We start from the raw sequence: 14,757 nt of genomic DNA, 5'->3' as shown, positions 1-14,757 counted from the left end.
TGCGCGATTCATGCGAAAGGCTTGACGCCCTTTCAGCGGCGCGCTTAACCCAGCACAACGTTGGCCGCGCTCTCCGGCAATTCCTCACCGAAGGCGCGCTGATAGAACTCGGCGACCACCGAACGCTCCAGCTCGTCGCACTTGTTGAGGAAAGTCAGCCGGAACGCCATGCCGACATCGCCGAATATCTCGGCATTCTCGGCCCAGGTGATCACCGTGCGCGGGCTCATCACCGTCGACAGATCGCCATTGATGAAGGCCGAGCGCGTCATGTCGGCGACGCGCACCATCTTGTTGACGATGTCCTTGCCCTTGCTGTCGCGGTAATGCTTGGCCTTGGCCAGCACGATGTTCACTTCGTTGTCATGCGGCAGGTAGTTCAGCGTGGTGACGATCGACCAGCGGTCCATCTGCGCCTGGTTGATCTGCTGCGTGCCGTGATAGAGGCCGGTGGTGTCGCCGAGACCGACCGTGTTGGCGGTGGCAAACAGCCGGAACGCCGGATGCGGACGGATCACACGGCTCTGGTCGAGCAGCGTCAGGCGTCCCGACGATTCCAGCACGCGCTGGATGACGAACATCACGTCCGGACGGCCGGCATCGTATTCGTCGAAGCAGAGCGCGACATTGTGTTGGTAGGCCCAAGGCAGGATGCCGTCGCGGAATTCGGTGATCTGCAGCCCGTCCTTGACGACGATGGCGTCCTTTCCGACGAGGTCGATACGGCTGACATGGCTGTCGAGGTTGACGCGAACGCAGGGCCAGTTGAGGCGCGCCGCGACCTGCTCGATATGGGTCGACTTGCCGGTGCCGTGATAGCCCGAGACCATGACGCGGCGGTTGTAGGCAAAGCCGGCGAGGATCGCCAGCGTCGTCGCCTTGTCGAACAGATAGTCCGGATCGATGTCCGGCACATGCTCGGTCGCCACCGAATAGGCGGGAACCACCATCTTGGAGTCGAAGCCGAATTTCTCCTTCACCGACGCCGTCGTGTCGGGCAGGTTGGCGATGTCGCGATCGACCTTGTTCATCTCTATCAACGTCTCCACGGGCGAAACGCCGCGTTTCGCCGGCAATCGATTTTGTTCGGGGGCGGTCTTAGAGCCTTTTCCAACCTTATGAAAGTTGGAAAACGACACGGACCGAAAGGTCGCTCAGCACAATCCTGCCTGCTTGAGCACGCGATAGGCCTGCAGCACATCGCGGAACCGGTCTTCCGAACCTCTATCGCCGCCATTCGCATCCGGATGGTGGCGCTTTACGAGTTCCTTATAGCGCGCCTTGATATCCTGACCAGTCGCCTTTGTATCAAGGCCAAGCGTTTCCAGCGCCTTGGCCTCAAGCGGCTTGGCCTTGCGCTCGCGCGGCTCCCGGGCGCCGCCGGTGAACAGATTGAAGGGATCGCGCATGCGATTGTAATAGCTGGCGCGGCCCGAACGCTGCTGCGCGAAGTCCGGCGCCGAGCGCATGCCGGCGCCATTGGCGCCCATGCCGCCGCCATTGGCGCCCATGCGCCAGGTCGGCCGGTGGCCGGTCATCGCCTCCTTCTGGAAGCGCGCGATCTCGGTGTCTGACACCCCGGAGAAATAGTTGAAACCCTTGTTGTATTCGCGCACATGGTCGAAGCAGAAGTGGAAATACTCACCCTCCTTCAAGCGACCCACCGGGGCGCGGTGCGTGCCGGCCTCGTTGCAGCCATCCCACTGGCAGATCGGCGAGCGCGACTTCAGCTCGGCGTCCTTCTCCGGCCGAACCCGAATTTTCTCGAAATATTTGGGATACGCTTTCATCTCACCCATTTATGGGCTGTTCGCACGTGCGAAACAAGAATTGACATTTCGCCGATGATCGCCCTAACCGCTGAATCGCGGCTTAAAGGCGGTCGAAAACGTAGATTTTGCGGCTATGCCGCAGATAACTTGCGGCTATGCCGTCAAGTGGGGAGGGAAAGCCCGAATGTCCATACAGTCGACGATGGAAGAAAAGCTGAAAGCGGCGTTTTCGCCCGAGCGGCTCGTCATCATCAATGAAAGCCACCTGCACGCCGGCCATCACCATCACGGCCCCGACCACCACGGCGCCTATGACGGCACCGGCGAGACGCATTTTCGCGTCCGCATCGTCTCCCCGACTTTCACTGGAATGGGCCGCATCGATCGCCACCGCGCCGTCAACGAGTTGCTTGCCGACGAACTGAAAGCCGGCGTGCACGCGCTGGCGATCGAGCCGGCGGCACCGGGCGAAAAGACACGCTGGTAGTCAGCCGACCGACGCCTTCAAAAACGCCATCACCGCAGCGGTGAGCACGTCGCCGTCTTCGCCGAAATCGCGATTGATCGACATATGTGTGTAGGCGCTTCCATCGAACAATGTGACATCGGTGCCTGTGGCGCGCAGGCGCTGGGCAAAGGCTTTCGACTCCTCGCCGCGGCCCGAGGCGCGTGAATAGGCGATGAAGGTCGGCGGGTGCTTCTTGCCATCGACGAAGCTCGCCGGCGACAACGCCGCCCATTGCGCCGGGTCGGAAAAGACGCGCGCATAGGCCCGTACCATGCCGCCATTCTTCGAGAGCGCGGCTAGATCATAGGCCCTGGTGTCGTCGAGGATGAGTGCTGCGACGCCAGGCAATCCGCCGCGCATGCCGGTCAACGCTATAAGATGGCAACCGGCGGAATGGCCCATGCCGACAATGCGGTTGGGGTCGCCGCCATGCCGGGCGATGTTGGCGCGTACATAGGCATAGGCTTTCTCGACATCGCCGGCCTGGGTGGCGACATCGGCTTCCGGCAGCATGCGGTAGTCGATCGAGACGAACACGAAGCCGTTGGTGAGCAGGAAAGCGGGCTTGGCTCCGACCTGGCTGCGCTTGCCGAGCCGCCACGCGCCGCCATGGACGAAGAAGACCACTGGCAGGTTGTTCGGTCCTTCGGCTGCATAGACATCGAGCTTGGCCGGACCGTAATCGAGGGTTTGCGGTTCCGGCCGGCCCGGACGCCCGGCGGCTGACGCACCTGGCGGCAACAGTGCCGCCAGCAATGCCGCGATGAAGCTGCGTCGATCGATCGTCGTCATCTCCGGCCAGGTTGCGGCAACAGCGCGCGAACGCTCGCCACGCACCTCATTATGGACCAAAAATGACAACTTTCGGTGCGAAAACAAATCCGCTCCTTGACGGTCCGCTGGCAATCACCACGTATCATATCAGGCGAGCATTTTCGGCCGAATCGGGCGACCCCGAGGGCCGATGTCGGAGTGCGGTGCGCTCTCCCTTCACGTGAAGGGAACCACACTGCTTTCCGGCAGTTGATGGATAAGCCGATTGGCTGCCGGTCGGCTCCGAGGCGAAGCATCATGCGCGAGAATCAATCAGACGTCTTCGACCTGTTTTCGGAGATTTATTCCAACGCGGCCCAGGAAGAGATCAGCCTCCAGCAATATCTGCTAGCCTGCCGCGAGGACAAATCCATGTATGCCTCGGCGCCCGAACGCATGGTCGAGGCCATCGGCGAGCCGAACCTGATCGACACCAGCAAGGACGAGCGGCTCGGCCGCATTTTTTCCAACCGCACCATCAAGGTATATCCCTCCTTTTCCGATTTCTACGGAATGGAGGACACGATCGAGCGCATCGCCGGATATTTCCGCTACGCCTCGCAGGGTCTCGAGGAGCGCAAGCAGATCCTCTATCTCCTAGGTCCTGTCGGCGGTGGCAAATCCTCACTCGCCGAACGGCTGAAGAAGCTGATGGAGGAGCGCCCGATCTACACGCTCAAGGTCGGCAACAAGATCAGCCCGGTCTTCGAATCGCCGCTCGGCCTTTTCCATCCCGACCGCATGGGCGATCTGCTGGAGGATAAATACGGCATCGCCCGCCGCCGCCTGAACGGACTGATTTCACCCTGGGCGGCCAAGCGCCTCGATGAACTGTCCGGCGACATCTCCAAATTCAGCGTGGTCAAGCTGATGCCGTCGCGGCTGCGCCAAATCTGCATCGCCAAGACCGAGCCCGGCGACGAGAACAATCAGGACGTCTCGGCCCTGGTCGGCAAGGTCGATATCAGGCAATTGGAGAACTTCAGCCAGTCCGATCCCGATGCCTATTCCTACAGCGGTGGACTGAATCGGACCACGCAAGGGCTGCTCGAGTTCGTCGAGATGTTCAAGGCGCCGATCAAGGTTCTGCATCCATTGCTGACGGCAACCCAGGAAGGCAACTACAATGGCACCGAGAATTTCGGCGCCTTCCCATATCAGGGCATCGTCGTTGCCCATTCAAACGAGTCCGAATGGCAGCAGTTCAAGAACAACAAGAACAACGAGGCCTTCCTCGACCGCATCCTCGTGGTGAAGGTTCCCTATTGCCTTCGGATCACTGAAGAAAGGCAAATATACGAGAAGCTGCTACGCGAAAGCGAATTGGCCAGCAGCCCCTGCGCGCCCGAAGTGCTGGACATTCTTAGCCGGTTCACGGTCTCGACCCGCCTTGCCGAGCACGAGAATTCGCCACTCTATACCAAGATGCGCGCCTATGACGGCGAAAACCTCAAGGAGGTAGATACGAAGGCAAAGTCGGTCCAGGAATATCGCGACGCGGCCGGCGTCGACGAAGGCATGACCGGGGTCAGCACCCGCTTCGCCTTCAAGATCCTCTCGCAGACGTTCAACTACGACACGACGGAGGTGGGCGCCGATCCCGTGCACCTGATGTACATCCTCGAGGAAGCGATCAAACGCGAGCAATATCCGAAGGAAACGGAAGCCGCCTATCTCGAATTCATCAAGTCGGAACTCGCGACGCGCTATGCCGAGTTCATCGGCCACGAGATCCAGAAGGCGTATCTGGAATCCTACAGCGAGTACGGTCAGAACCTTTTCGACCGCTACATCGCCTATGCCGACGCCTGGATCGAGGATCAGGACTACAAGGACCCCGACACCGGCCAGATGCTCAACCGCGAGGTCCTGGACAAGGAATTGTCGCAGGTCGAAAAACCGGCTGGTATCGCCAATCCCAAGGACTTCCGCAACGAAGTGGTCAAATTCACCTTGCGTGCCCGGGCCCGAAACCATGGCCGCAATCCGTCCTGGACGAGCTATGAAAAGCTTCGAGAGGTTATCGAGAAGCGTATGTTCGGCCAGGTCGAGGACCTTTTGCCAGTGATCAGCTTTGGCTCTAAGCAGGACAGCGTCACCGAGAAGCGGCACAACGAATTCGTGCAGCGCATGGTGGAGCGCGGCTATACCCAGCGGCAGGTGCGCCGGCTGGTCGACTGGTACATGCGCGTGAACAAGGCGGGTTGAGCGACGCCCGAACGGTGCCATGCCGATCTTCATCGACCGCCGCCTGAACCCGAAGGACAAGAGCCTGGGCAATCGCCAGCGCTTCCTCAGGCGTGCCCGCGAAGAGCTCAAGCGCAGCATCCGCGACAAGGTCCGCACCGGCGGCATCGCAGAGCTCGACCGCGAGCACGCCGTGCCGATGCCTCGCAAGGGCACCGGCGAACCGACCTTCGGCAACGACAAGGAAAGCGGCCGGCGCCAGCACATCCTGCCTGGCAACAGGACGTTCAGCCCCGGCGATCTTATCGACAAGCCTGCCAGCGGTGGAGGCTACGGATCGGCTCCGGGAACCACGGAATCCGAAGACGAGTTCCGCTTCGTGCTGTCGCGCGAGGAAGTGCTCGACCTTTTCTTCGAGGACCTCGAACTGCCCGATCTGGTCAAGCTCAATCTAAAGCAGATACTGAGCTTCAAGCCGAGACGGGCTGGCTTCACGGCAAGCGGAGCGCCGACCAACATCAATGTCGGACGCACGATGCGAAACAGCCAAGGGCGCCGCATCGCGCTCAGGCGTCCCAAGCGGGCGGAGCTCGATGCAATCGCCCTGCAGATTGCCGAGCTTGAAGCGAAGCCGGCAAGCGCGGCGGTGCGCGAACGCATCGCGGCCCTGCGCGAAGCGTTCGAGTTGCTTGAGCGCCGGCGCAGGCGAATTGCCTATGTCGATCCGGTCGACATCCGTTTCAATCGCTTCGATCCCCAGCCGGTACCGAACGCGAGCGCGGTGATGTTCTGTCTGATGGACGTCTCGGGATCGATGGGAGAGCGCGAGAAGGATCTGGCCAAACGCTTCTTTGTGCTGCTGCACCTCTTCCTGACGCGCCGCTACGAACGCACCGAGGTCGTCTTCATCCGCCACACCCACGAGGCCAAGGAAGTGGACGAGCATACGTTCTTCTACCACACCGAAAGCGGCGGCACGGTGGTCTCCACCGCGCTCGAGGAAATGCACCGCATCATCGAAGAACGCTATCCGGTCGCCGAATGGAACATCTACGCCGCCCAGGCCTCCGACGGCGATAATTTCGCCACCGACTCCGAGCGCTGCATCGAACTGCTCGACCGCAAGCTCATGCGGCTTTGCCAGTATTTCGCCTATGTGGAGATCATCGACGAGCGGGAAAGCCACATTTTCGGCTCGACCGAGAACGGGACGTCGCTCTGGCGCGCCTACAACGCCGTCGACGGCAAATGGCCGAATTTTCAAATGAGGCGCATTGCCGCGCCGGCCGACATATACCCGGTCTTCCGCGAGCTCTTCGCTAGGCAGCCAGCTTTGCGCAAGAGTGCGTGAGGGCCCGAGCCGATGGTCAGTCAGGCGCGCAAATCCGAACTGCTGTTTTCCGGGTCGGACTGGGATTTCAACAAGCTTTCCCGGGCCTATGACGAGATCGAAGCGATCGGCCGCGAAGAGCTTCGCCTCGACATCTACCCGGTGCAGATGGAGGTCATTTCCTCGCAGCAGATGCTCGATGCTTATTCATCGGTCGGCATGCCGCTGATGTATCGGCATTGGTCGTTCGGCAAGCGTTTCCTCTACGATGAGCTGCTTTACCGCAAGGGCGCGCGCGGTTTGGCCTATGAATTGGTCATCAACTCCAATCCCTGCGTCGTCTATCTCATGGAAGAAAACACCATGGCCCTGCAGGCCCTGGTGACGGCCCATGCTGCGCTCGGGCACAACCATTTCTTCAAGAACAATCACCTTTTCCGGCAATGGACGGATGCCGGCGGCATCCTGAGCTATCTGGATTTCGCCAAGAGCTACATCGCCCGATGCGAGGAGCGGCATGGCCTGGCCGCCGTCGAGGCGATCCTGGATTCGGCCCACGCGCTGATGGAGCAGGGGGTGTTCCGCTATCATCGACCGCCGAAACTATCGACCGAGCAGCAGCGCGAAGGGCTTCGCGAGCGCCTGGAATACGAGGAGCGTTCCTTCAACGATCTCTGGCGAACGCTGCCGCCGTCGCCGGGAAAGAGCAAGCCGGAAGCCAGCGACGAAATCCTTGCCGAGCGAAAGAAATCGCTCAACCTGCCGGAAGAAAACCTGCTCTATTTCCTCGAGAAGAACAGCCTCGTCCTCGAGCCCTGGCAGCGCGAGATCATCAGGATCGTGCGTGTCATCGCGCAATATTTCTATCCGCAGCGGCAGACCCAGGTGATGAACGAAGGTTGCGCCACCTTCGTGCATTACACGATCATGAACACGCTGTTCGACCGTGGCCGCATCAACGAAGGCGCCATGCTCGAGATTCTGCGCAACCACTCGAACGTCGTCTTCCAGCCGGCCTATGACGACCCGCGTTTTTCCGGCATCAATCCCTATGCGCTGGGTCTCGACATGATGCAGGATATTCAGCGCATCTCGACCGCGCCGACCGCCGAGGACCGCGATTGGTTTCCCGACATCGCCGGTCGCGGCAACTGGCGCGACACCCTTCTCGACGCCTGGGCCAACCACCGCGACGAATCCTTCATTCGCCAATATCTGAGCCCGACGCTGATCCGCAAATGGCGGCTCTTCTTGCTGGCCGACGGCGCCGACGAGCCGCACTATGAAGTAGCCTCGATCCACAATGAACGTGGCTATCGCAAGATTCGGTCGGCGCTCGCTCAAAGCTACGATGTCGGGGCGCGCTCGCCGGATATCCAAGTGGTCGACGTCGACCTCCTGGGCGATCGGCATTTGCGGCTCCAGCATAAGGTCAAGGACGGCGTCATGCTCGAGGGCCAGGGCCGCGACGCAACCCTGCGCCATATCCGCACCCTCTGGGGCTACGACGTCAGCCTGGCCGCCATCGATGCCGGAACCGGCTCAATCCTCAGTGAGCGCTCGGCCAAGGACCTTTGAGATCGCAGGAAGGCACTGCCTCACCAATAGGCCTTAGCCCTCGCCGACCGGCCTGATCCTCAACCGGGCGATCCGGTTCTTCTCGCGCCGCATCACCACGAAACGCTTGCCGTGGAAGGTGAAGGCCTGTTTCTCCTCGGGGATCGACTGGGTCTCGTGGATGACGAGGCCGGCGATCGTGGTGGCTTCCTCATCGGGCAGGTCCCAGTCGAGCGCCCGGTTCAAATCGCGGATCGACACCGTGCCGTCGACGACCACCGAGCCGTCAGCCTCCTTCTTGACGCCCTGCATGTCGACATCGTGTTCGTCAGCGATCTCGCCGACGATCTCCTCGATGATGTCTTCCAGAGTTACCAGCCCTTCGACCTCGCCATACTCGTCGACGACGATGGCGAAATGCGCTTTGCGGCGCAGGAAGGCGTTGAGCTGCTCCTGCAAGGTGGTGGTGTCCGGCACGAACCACGGTTTCGACGCGATCTTCATCACGTCTATCCGGGAAAAGTCGTTGCCGACTTCGTTGAGGGCTCTCAGCAGATCCTTGGCGTGCAGCACGCCGACAATGTTGTCGAGCGAGCCTTTCCACAGTGGCATGCGGGTGTGCGGGCTCTGCAGAATCTCGCGCACCACGGCTTCCGGCGCATTGTCGGCATTGACCGAGCGCATATTGGTGCGGTGAACCATGACGTCGGACACTTCGAGCTCGGCGAGGTCGAACAGGCCGCCGACGCGATCGCGATCTTCGCGCACCACCTGGCCGTCGCGGCGGAAATCGTCGACCGCGCCGCGCAATTCGTCCTGGGTCGACCGCTGCGGCTCGATACGCGACAGCTCATAGCCGAAGACCGCAAGCAGGCGCTTGCGCAGGGCGACAGTCAGCACGACGAGCGCGGCAAAAGCGGCAAGGACGATCCAGCCGCTGTCGCTGTTCATCTTAGCCGGCTTTCCTGTTGGCCGGATGCTTCTCCTTAAGGAAAGAAAGCACCTCGGATGGCGGCACGTCCTTGGCGATGAAGGCCTGGCCAATGCCGTGCGTCAGGATGAAGGTAAGCGCGCCGCGCGACACCTTCTTGTCCTGGGTAATGTAACCAAGCAGCGCTTCGGCGTCCGGCAGTTCGCCAGGGATGTCGGACATCCGCCAAGGCAGGCCGACAGCACGAAGATGCGTCTCGACGCGGTCCGCGTCGTCCGGGCTCGCCAGATTGAGGCGGGCCGAAAAGCGATGCGCCAGCGCCATGCCGATTGCAACGCCCTCGCCATGGACGAGGCGCGCGCCGTCATATCGCGTGGCGGCTTCCAGCGCATGGCCGAATGTGTGGCCGAGATTGAGCAGCGCGCGATCGCCGGTTTCGAACTCGTCGCGGGCAACCACATCGGCCTTGGCGCGGCAGGCTTCGGCGATCGCCTCGACCCGCGCCGGACCGCCGGCAAACACATCGCGCCAATTCTGCTCCAGCCAGGCAAAGAAAGACGGGCGGTCGATCAGCCCGTATTTGGCAAGCTCGGCATAGCCGGCGCGGAATTCGCGGATCGGCAGCGTGTCGAGCACGCCGGTATCGGCCAGCACCAGTCTGGGCTGATGGAAGACACCGACGAGATTCTTGCCGCGCGCGCTGTTGATGCCGGTCTTGCCGCCGACGGAGGAATCGACCTGCGCCAGGAGCGAGGTCGGGATCTGCACGAAGTGCATGCCGCGCCGCACGATGCCGGAGGCGAACCCGGCGAGATCGCCGATGACGCCGCCGCCAAGCGCGATGACAGTGTCGCGGCGCTCCAGCCTGGCGGCGAGCACACCATCGACCACCTCTTCAAGGCGAGCAAAGCTTTTCGTTTTCTCGCCGGCGGGCAGCGTGATGACGGCGGATTGGATGCCGCCCCGCTCAAGCCCCGCCGTCAGCGTTTCGAGATGCGCGGCAGCCACATTCTCGTCGGTGACGATGGCCGCGCGGGTGCCGGGAAGCCGCCCGGCGATCTCCTCGCCCGAGCGCGCGAGCAACCCGGACCCGATCAGTATGTCGTAGGCGCGCTCGCCGAGCCCGACTTCGACCTTCACCGGTTCGCTCACGATTGCACCTCATCGCTGGTGGCGATCGCGGCGATGCCGAGATGCACGCAAACTGTCGAGACCACCTCGCCGGCGATGATCTCCTTGCGGTCGTCGCGCGTCGGCACCGTAAGGTCGGCCGTGGCATAGACGGGATAGCGCTCGACCATCAGCTTCTCCAGCACCTCGCGCGGATCGGAGTTTTTCAAAAGCGGCCTGTTTGGCTTCTTCGAGACCCGTTCCATCAACAGGTCGAGATCGGCCTTCAGCCACACCGATATGCCGTGCGCCGAGATCGCCTCGCGGGTCTGCGCGTTCATGAAGGCGCCGCCGCCGGTCGACAGCACCTGCGGGCCGTTTTCCAGCAAGCGCAGGATCACCCGCTGCTCCAGCGCGCGAAATTCGGGTTCGCCGTAGCGCTCGAACAGTTCCGGTATCGTCATGCGCGAAACGCTTTCGATCTCCTGGTCGCTGTCGGTGAAGGGCAGCGACAGCATCGTCGCCACCTTGCGGCCGATCGCCGTCTTGCCCGCCCCCATCAATCCGACAAAGACGAGCGAGCGGCTGCCGAGCTTTTCGAGCAGCGCGGCACGGCCTTCGTCCGGCGGATTTGCTGGCAATGCGTTCATGCGGACCCTCTTTGCGCCGTATCGACATCAAAAGCCTGTTTGCGTCAAGCACGGCGCGGAAAGCTAGCCTTTCACTTGAGTTTCGCCACAAGCCTGTTTCGCGCGCGCGGCTTCGTCCTTGAATTGGTCGGATTGGCGTCCCATAAGGGCACAGGGGCTGGAATCGCAGAACAACAAGACGGGCGAAAATTGAATGCCGACTTTGTTTCGGTTTGTTGTGACGGTGGCGGTTCTGGCCGGTATTGCCTATGGCGCCATGTTTGCTTTGGCGATGTTCGTCGAGCCCAAGAAGGCGGAAATGAGCGTGCGCATTCCGGCCGACAAGCTCAATCCGAAGAAGAACTGACCAAGAGCTGATCCTGGCCCGATGAACAGCGCCGCCCGCATCGAAGCCTTCCTCGAAATGATGAGCGCCGAACGGGGAGCGGCCGAAAACACGCTCTCTTCCTATCGCCGCGATCTGGAGGATGCCTCGCAGGCGATCCGCGGCGGACTGGCGGCGGCTGGATCGTCCGACATCCGCGCCTATCTCGACGACATCGCCGCGCGCGGCTTCGCGTCGACTTCGCAGGCGCGCAAACTGTCGGCCATCCGCCAGTTCTTCAAATTCCTCTATGCCGAAAACCTGCGCGGCGACGATCCGACCGGCACACTGGACAGCCCGCGCAAAGGCCGGCCGCTGCCCAAGACGATGAGCGAGGCCGAGACCGGCCGCTTGCTCGACCGCGCGGCGCTGGAGGCGTTGGACGCCGCACCGGACGGCGACAGTCTGGCCGCGTTGCGTCTGCATGCGCTGGTCGAGGTTCTCTACGCCACCGGCCTGCGCGTCTCCGAACTGGTCGGCCTGCCGGTGACGGTGGCGCTGCGCGATGACCGCTTCTTCATGGTGCGCGGTAAGGGCGACAAGGAGCGCATGGTGCCGCTCTCGACCAAGGCGCGAACCGCCATGCGCGCCTGGCTCGCCGCCAGGGCCGAGCGGCCGGCCATTGCCGAAAGCCCGTTCCTGTTTCCCGCCTCTTCCGACAGCGGCCATCTCTCCCGGCAGGTTTTTGCCCGCGATCTCAAGGGGTTGGCCGCGCGCGCCGGCATTGCCGCGGCAAAAATCTCGCCGCACGTGCTTCGCCATGCTTTTGCCAGCCATTTGCTGCAGAACGGCGCCGACCTCAGAGCCGTTCAGCAGTTGCTTGGCCATGCCGACATCTCGACGACGCAGATTTATACCCATGTGCTGGAAGAGCGGCTGGTGCGCCTGGTCAACGATCATCATCCGCTTGCCGACTAGGCCTCATATCGCTATGTGAGGGCGACGTTCCACCGCCCGGAGCCGGCGTATAAGCGGTTCCGCCAGCCACAAGCCTTCCGACGGATCGGTCCGCCCAAGAATGTATAACTACCTCGATTTCGAAAAGCCGGTGCAGGATCTGGAGCTCAAGATCCTTGAACTGAAGAAGCTCGCCGAGAATGGCGAAGCGGTCGATGTGGCGGAGGAAATCAGCCGGTTGGAGAAGCGCTCGCGCGACGCGCTACGCGACCTCTACAAGGCGCTCACCCCTTGGCAGAAGGTGCAGGTCGCCCGCCATCCCGACCGCCCGCATTGCGTCGACTACATCAAAGGCCTGTTCACCGACTTCACGCCCTTGGCCGGTGACCGCAATTTCGGCGACGACGAGGCAATCGTCGGCGGCTTTGCCCGCTTCCGCGGCGAGCCTGTCGCGGTGATCGGCCAGGAAAAGGGCTCCGACACGGCAAGCCGCATCAAGCACAATTTCGGCTCGGTGCGGCCCGAGGGTTACCGCAAGGCGGTGCGCCTGATGGAGCTCGCCGACCGCTTCAACATCCCTTTGCTGACGCTGGTCGACACCGCCGGCGCCTATCCCGGCGTCGGCGCCGAGGAGCGCGGCCAGGCCGAGGCCATCGCCCGTTCGACGTCCGCCTGCCTTTCGCTCAAGGTGCCGTCGATCTCGGTGGTCATCGGCGAAGGCGGTTCCGGCGGCGCCATCGCCATCGCCACCGCCAACCGCGTCTATATGATGGAACATGCCATCTATTCGGTGATCTCGCCTGAGGGCGCGGCCTCGATCCTGTGGCGCGACACCACCCGCTCCAAGGACGCGGCGACCAATATGAAGATCACCGCGCAGGATCTTCTGGAAATGAAGATCATCGACGCCATCATCCCCGAGCCTATGGGCGGCGCCCAGCGCGCGCCGGATACGGTGATTGCCGCGACCGGCGACCTCATCGCCAGGACGATGAAGGATTTTGGCGGCGCCAACATCGATTTCCGCGAGCAGCGCCGCGAGAAATATCTGGCGATGGGCCGCAGCCTCTGAGGCAGCCAAGCTATTCAACTGTGGCCGGAATGAGCAATTCCGCCACAAAAATGCCGCCGCATTCGGGTCAATGGATTTGACGCGAGGGGTTGGCCCGGACTTGCGGTCGAGGCTTGCGGTAAGGAATTTTCAAGGTTAACGGGCTTACGGTCCGTCAGTGTTCCGCATGGCGGCCCGACCACAATGGACCGTTGGCCCGAGAGAAAAGACATAGCCGTACCGATGTTTGCCAAGCTTGCCCGCACCGGAGTCCTGATCGCCGCCATTGGCGTCGCCGGCTGCAACGATTCGTCGATGAAGGATTTTGCGCCGGAGGCCAACAAGCCGCTGCCCGACAAGATCCTGGCCGACATGCAGGCCAAGGGCATGGTGCGCACCTCTTCGGTGATGGCGCGCATCTTCAAGGAAGAAGGCAAGCTCGAAATCTGGAAGGCCAAGACCAACGGCCGCTACGAGATGGTGGCCAGCTACGAGATCTGCAAATGGTCCGGCAAGCTTGGGCCCAAATACACCGAGGGCGACCGCCAGGCGCCGGAAGGCTTCTACACCGTGCGGCCGTCGCAGATGAATCCGCGCTCGAACTACCATTTGTCGTTCAACATCGGCTTTCCCAACGCCTATGACCGCGCCAACGGCCGCACCGGCCAGAACCTCATGGTGCATGGCGCCTGTTCATCTTCGGGCTGCTATTCGATGACCGATGCGCAGATCGAGCAGATCTATGCTTTCGGCCGCGACGCCTTCCAGGGCGGCCAAACCGAATTCCAGATCCAGGCTTTTCCGTTCCGCATGACCGCCGCCAACATGGCGCGCTACCGCAACGACCCGAACTACGAGTTCTGGAAGATGCTGAAGGTCGGCTACGACAATTTCGAGATCACCAAGGTGCCGCCGAAGGTCGATGTCTGCGAAAAGCGCTACGTCTTCAACCAGGTGGCGCCCGAGGGCACGACCTTCGACCCGACCGGCCCCTGCCCGGCGATGACCCAGCCGGATTCGCTGAAGTCGGCCTTTGCGAACTACGAGAAAAGCTACGACGCGGCGTTCAATTCGGCCGTGAATTCCAGCACGCCGCCGCCGAAGCCGACCATTGCCGGCGTCAAGGAAGCAAGCATCGTCTCCGACTGGTCGAAGCGCCGCGCCCGCGGCGAGCGCGTGCCGATCGACCCGCCATCGATGAATTCGGACGGTTCGGTGACCGAGACGACCCGCATGGGCCGCATCGATTCGCCTGCCGGCCGCAAGATGGCGGCGCTCGACGCCGAGAAGGAAGCCAAGCGCAAGGCCGAGGAACAGCGCGTGGCGGCGATCGAAGCGGCCAAGGCCGCCAAGGAAGCGGCGAAGGCGCAACAGTTGGCTGAGAAGGAAGCTGCCAAGCAGGCCGCTCAGCAGCAGGTCGTCACCGCAGGCGTCGAAACGGCGCCCGCCCAGCCGGCCGCCGAAACGCAGGCGGCGGATGCCGACCAGGGCACTGTCTCGAAGCTGAAGAAGAAGCTGCTCGGCATGTTCGGCGGCTGAGAATTAAATGCCTGTCGGCCAAAAGTGCAAAGCGGTTTTGGGATAACG

14 protein-coding genes are annotated in these 14,757 nt (G+C 62.2%); 8 read left to right on the top strand and 6 right to left on the bottom strand.

The window, feature by feature from the left end; all coding sequences use genetic code 11:
* Nucleotides 1-44 precede the first annotated feature (44 nt).
* On the bottom strand, nucleotides 45-1,031 hold the full coding sequence (cobS, locus tag AB6802_RS25645) for a cobaltochelatase subunit CobS (protein ID WP_371012991.1): 987 nt from the start codon (nucleotides 1,029-1,031) through the stop codon (nucleotides 45-47).
* Nucleotides 1,032-1,154: 123 nt separating this feature from the next.
* Entirely contained in the window at nucleotides 1,155-1,799 is a 645-nt protein-coding gene (locus AB6802_RS25640) for a J domain-containing protein (RefSeq protein WP_371012990.1), read from the bottom strand.
* Between the two features lie 157 nt (nucleotides 1,800-1,956).
* Here AB6802_RS25640 and AB6802_RS25635 point away from each other — a divergent pair, with 157 nt between their 5' ends.
* On the top strand, nucleotides 1,957-2,259 hold the full coding sequence (locus AB6802_RS25635) for a BolA family protein (protein WP_371012989.1): 303 nt from the start codon (nucleotides 1,957-1,959) through the stop codon (nucleotides 2,257-2,259).
* Here AB6802_RS25635 and AB6802_RS25630 read toward each other — a convergent pair whose 3' ends face one another.
* A complete protein-coding gene (locus AB6802_RS25630) occupies nucleotides 2,260-3,072 on the bottom strand; it encodes an alpha/beta hydrolase (RefSeq protein WP_371012988.1) in 813 nt (270 codons plus the stop codon). It abuts the gene before it with no gap.
* Between the two features lie 279 nt (nucleotides 3,073-3,351).
* On the opposite strand from AB6802_RS25630, the gene AB6802_RS25625 reads away from it, so the two are divergent.
* Genes AB6802_RS25625 through AB6802_RS25615 form a run of 3 tightly spaced genes read left to right on the top strand, consistent with a single transcriptional unit; the run spans nucleotide 3,352 to nucleotide 8,188 of the window.
* On the top strand, nucleotides 3,352-5,301 hold the full coding sequence (locus AB6802_RS25625; protein ID WP_371012987.1) for a PrkA family serine protein kinase: 1,950 nt from the start codon (nucleotides 3,352-3,354) through the stop codon (nucleotides 5,299-5,301).
* A gap of 19 nt (nucleotides 5,302-5,320) precedes the next feature.
* Nucleotides 5,321-6,631 carry a YeaH/YhbH family protein gene (locus AB6802_RS25620; protein ID WP_371012986.1) on the top strand — a complete coding sequence of 437 codons (1,311 nt, stop codon included), beginning with the start codon at nucleotides 5,321-5,323 and terminating at the stop codon, nucleotides 6,629-6,631.
* A 12-nt stretch (nucleotides 6,632-6,643) separates the two neighbouring features.
* Nucleotides 6,644-8,188, top strand: a complete 1,545-nt coding sequence (locus AB6802_RS25615) for a SpoVR family protein (RefSeq protein WP_371012985.1) — start codon at nucleotides 6,644-6,646, stop codon at nucleotides 8,186-8,188.
* 33 nt (nucleotides 8,189-8,221) lie between these two features.
* On the opposite strand, the gene AB6802_RS25610 is transcribed toward AB6802_RS25615, so the two are convergent.
* The 3 genes from AB6802_RS25610 to AB6802_RS25600 are packed head-to-tail and all read right to left on the bottom strand — an operon-like array spanning nucleotide 8,222 to nucleotide 10,858.
* Entirely contained in the window at nucleotides 8,222-9,118 is an 897-nt protein-coding gene (locus tag AB6802_RS25610; RefSeq protein WP_371012984.1) for an HlyC/CorC family transporter, read from the bottom strand.
* 1 nt (nucleotide 9,119) lies between these two features.
* Nucleotides 9,120-10,250: a 3-dehydroquinate synthase gene (gene aroB, locus AB6802_RS25605; protein ID WP_371012983.1), complete on the bottom strand. Its 1,131-nt coding sequence runs from the start codon at nucleotides 10,248-10,250 to the stop codon at nucleotides 9,120-9,122.
* Nucleotides 10,247-10,858: a shikimate kinase gene (locus AB6802_RS25600; RefSeq protein ID WP_371012982.1), complete on the bottom strand. Its 612-nt coding sequence runs from the start codon at nucleotides 10,856-10,858 to the stop codon at nucleotides 10,247-10,249. The genes aroB and AB6802_RS25600 overlap by 4 nt, the downstream gene beginning before the upstream one ends.
* Nucleotides 10,859-11,051: 193 nt before the next feature.
* On the opposite strand from AB6802_RS25600, the gene AB6802_RS25595 reads away from it, so the two are divergent.
* From AB6802_RS25595 to AB6802_RS25580, 4 genes are all read left to right on the top strand, one after another.
* Nucleotides 11,052-11,204 carry a histidine kinase gene (locus AB6802_RS25595; RefSeq protein WP_371012981.1) on the top strand — a complete coding sequence of 51 codons (153 nt, stop codon included), beginning with the start codon at nucleotides 11,052-11,054 and terminating at the stop codon, nucleotides 11,202-11,204.
* 21 nt (nucleotides 11,205-11,225) lie between these two features.
* A complete protein-coding gene (locus AB6802_RS25590) occupies nucleotides 11,226-12,140 on the top strand; it encodes a site-specific tyrosine recombinase XerD (RefSeq protein WP_371012980.1) in 915 nt (304 codons plus the stop codon).
* A 100-nt stretch (nucleotides 12,141-12,240) separates the two neighbouring features.
* Nucleotides 12,241-13,191 carry an acetyl-CoA carboxylase carboxyltransferase subunit alpha gene (locus tag AB6802_RS25585; RefSeq protein ID WP_371012979.1) on the top strand — a complete coding sequence of 317 codons (951 nt, stop codon included), beginning with the start codon at nucleotides 12,241-12,243 and terminating at the stop codon, nucleotides 13,189-13,191.
* A gap of 222 nt (nucleotides 13,192-13,413) precedes the next feature.
* Nucleotides 13,414-14,709 carry a L,D-transpeptidase family protein gene (locus AB6802_RS25580; RefSeq protein ID WP_371012978.1) on the top strand — a complete coding sequence of 432 codons (1,296 nt, stop codon included), beginning with the start codon at nucleotides 13,414-13,416 and terminating at the stop codon, nucleotides 14,707-14,709.
* Nucleotides 14,710-14,757 lie beyond the last annotated feature (48 nt).

The organism is Mesorhizobium sp. RCC_202, assembly GCF_041355295.1.
Lineage (GTDB): Bacteria > Pseudomonadota > Alphaproteobacteria > Rhizobiales > Rhizobiaceae > Mesorhizobium.
This window is presented reverse-complemented; position numbering and strand designations above follow the sequence as displayed.

Coding starts and splice junctions, on each gene's coding strand:
- cobS (WP_371012991.1), bottom strand. CDS start 1,031: ATGAACAAGGTCGATCGCGACATCGCCAACCTGCCCGACACGACGGCG.
- AB6802_RS25640 (WP_371012990.1), bottom strand. CDS start 1,799: ATGGGTGAGATGAAAGCGTATCCCAAATATTTCGAGAAAATTCGGGTT.
- AB6802_RS25635 (WP_371012989.1), top strand. CDS start 1,957: ATGTCCATACAGTCGACGATGGAAGAAAAGCTGAAAGCGGCGTTTTCG.
- AB6802_RS25630 (WP_371012988.1), bottom strand. CDS start 3,072: ATGACGACGATCGATCGACGCAGCTTCATCGCGGCATTGCTGGCGGCA.
- AB6802_RS25625 (WP_371012987.1), top strand. CDS start 3,352: ATGCGCGAGAATCAATCAGACGTCTTCGACCTGTTTTCGGAGATTTAT.
- AB6802_RS25620 (WP_371012986.1), top strand. CDS start 5,321: ATGCCGATCTTCATCGACCGCCGCCTGAACCCGAAGGACAAGAGCCTG.
- AB6802_RS25615 (WP_371012985.1), top strand. CDS start 6,644: ATGGTCAGTCAGGCGCGCAAATCCGAACTGCTGTTTTCCGGGTCGGAC.
- AB6802_RS25610 (WP_371012984.1), bottom strand. CDS start 9,118: ATGAACAGCGACAGCGGCTGGATCGTCCTTGCCGCTTTTGCCGCGCTC.
- AB6802_RS25600 (WP_371012982.1), bottom strand. CDS start 10,858: ATGAACGCATTGCCAGCAAATCCGCCGGACGAAGGCCGTGCCGCGCTG.
- AB6802_RS25595 (WP_371012981.1), top strand. CDS start 11,052: ATGCCGACTTTGTTTCGGTTTGTTGTGACGGTGGCGGTTCTGGCCGGT.
- AB6802_RS25590 (WP_371012980.1), top strand. CDS start 11,226: ATGAACAGCGCCGCCCGCATCGAAGCCTTCCTCGAAATGATGAGCGCC.
- AB6802_RS25585 (WP_371012979.1), top strand. CDS start 12,241: ATGTATAACTACCTCGATTTCGAAAAGCCGGTGCAGGATCTGGAGCTC.
- AB6802_RS25580 (WP_371012978.1), top strand. CDS start 13,414: ATGTTTGCCAAGCTTGCCCGCACCGGAGTCCTGATCGCCGCCATTGGC.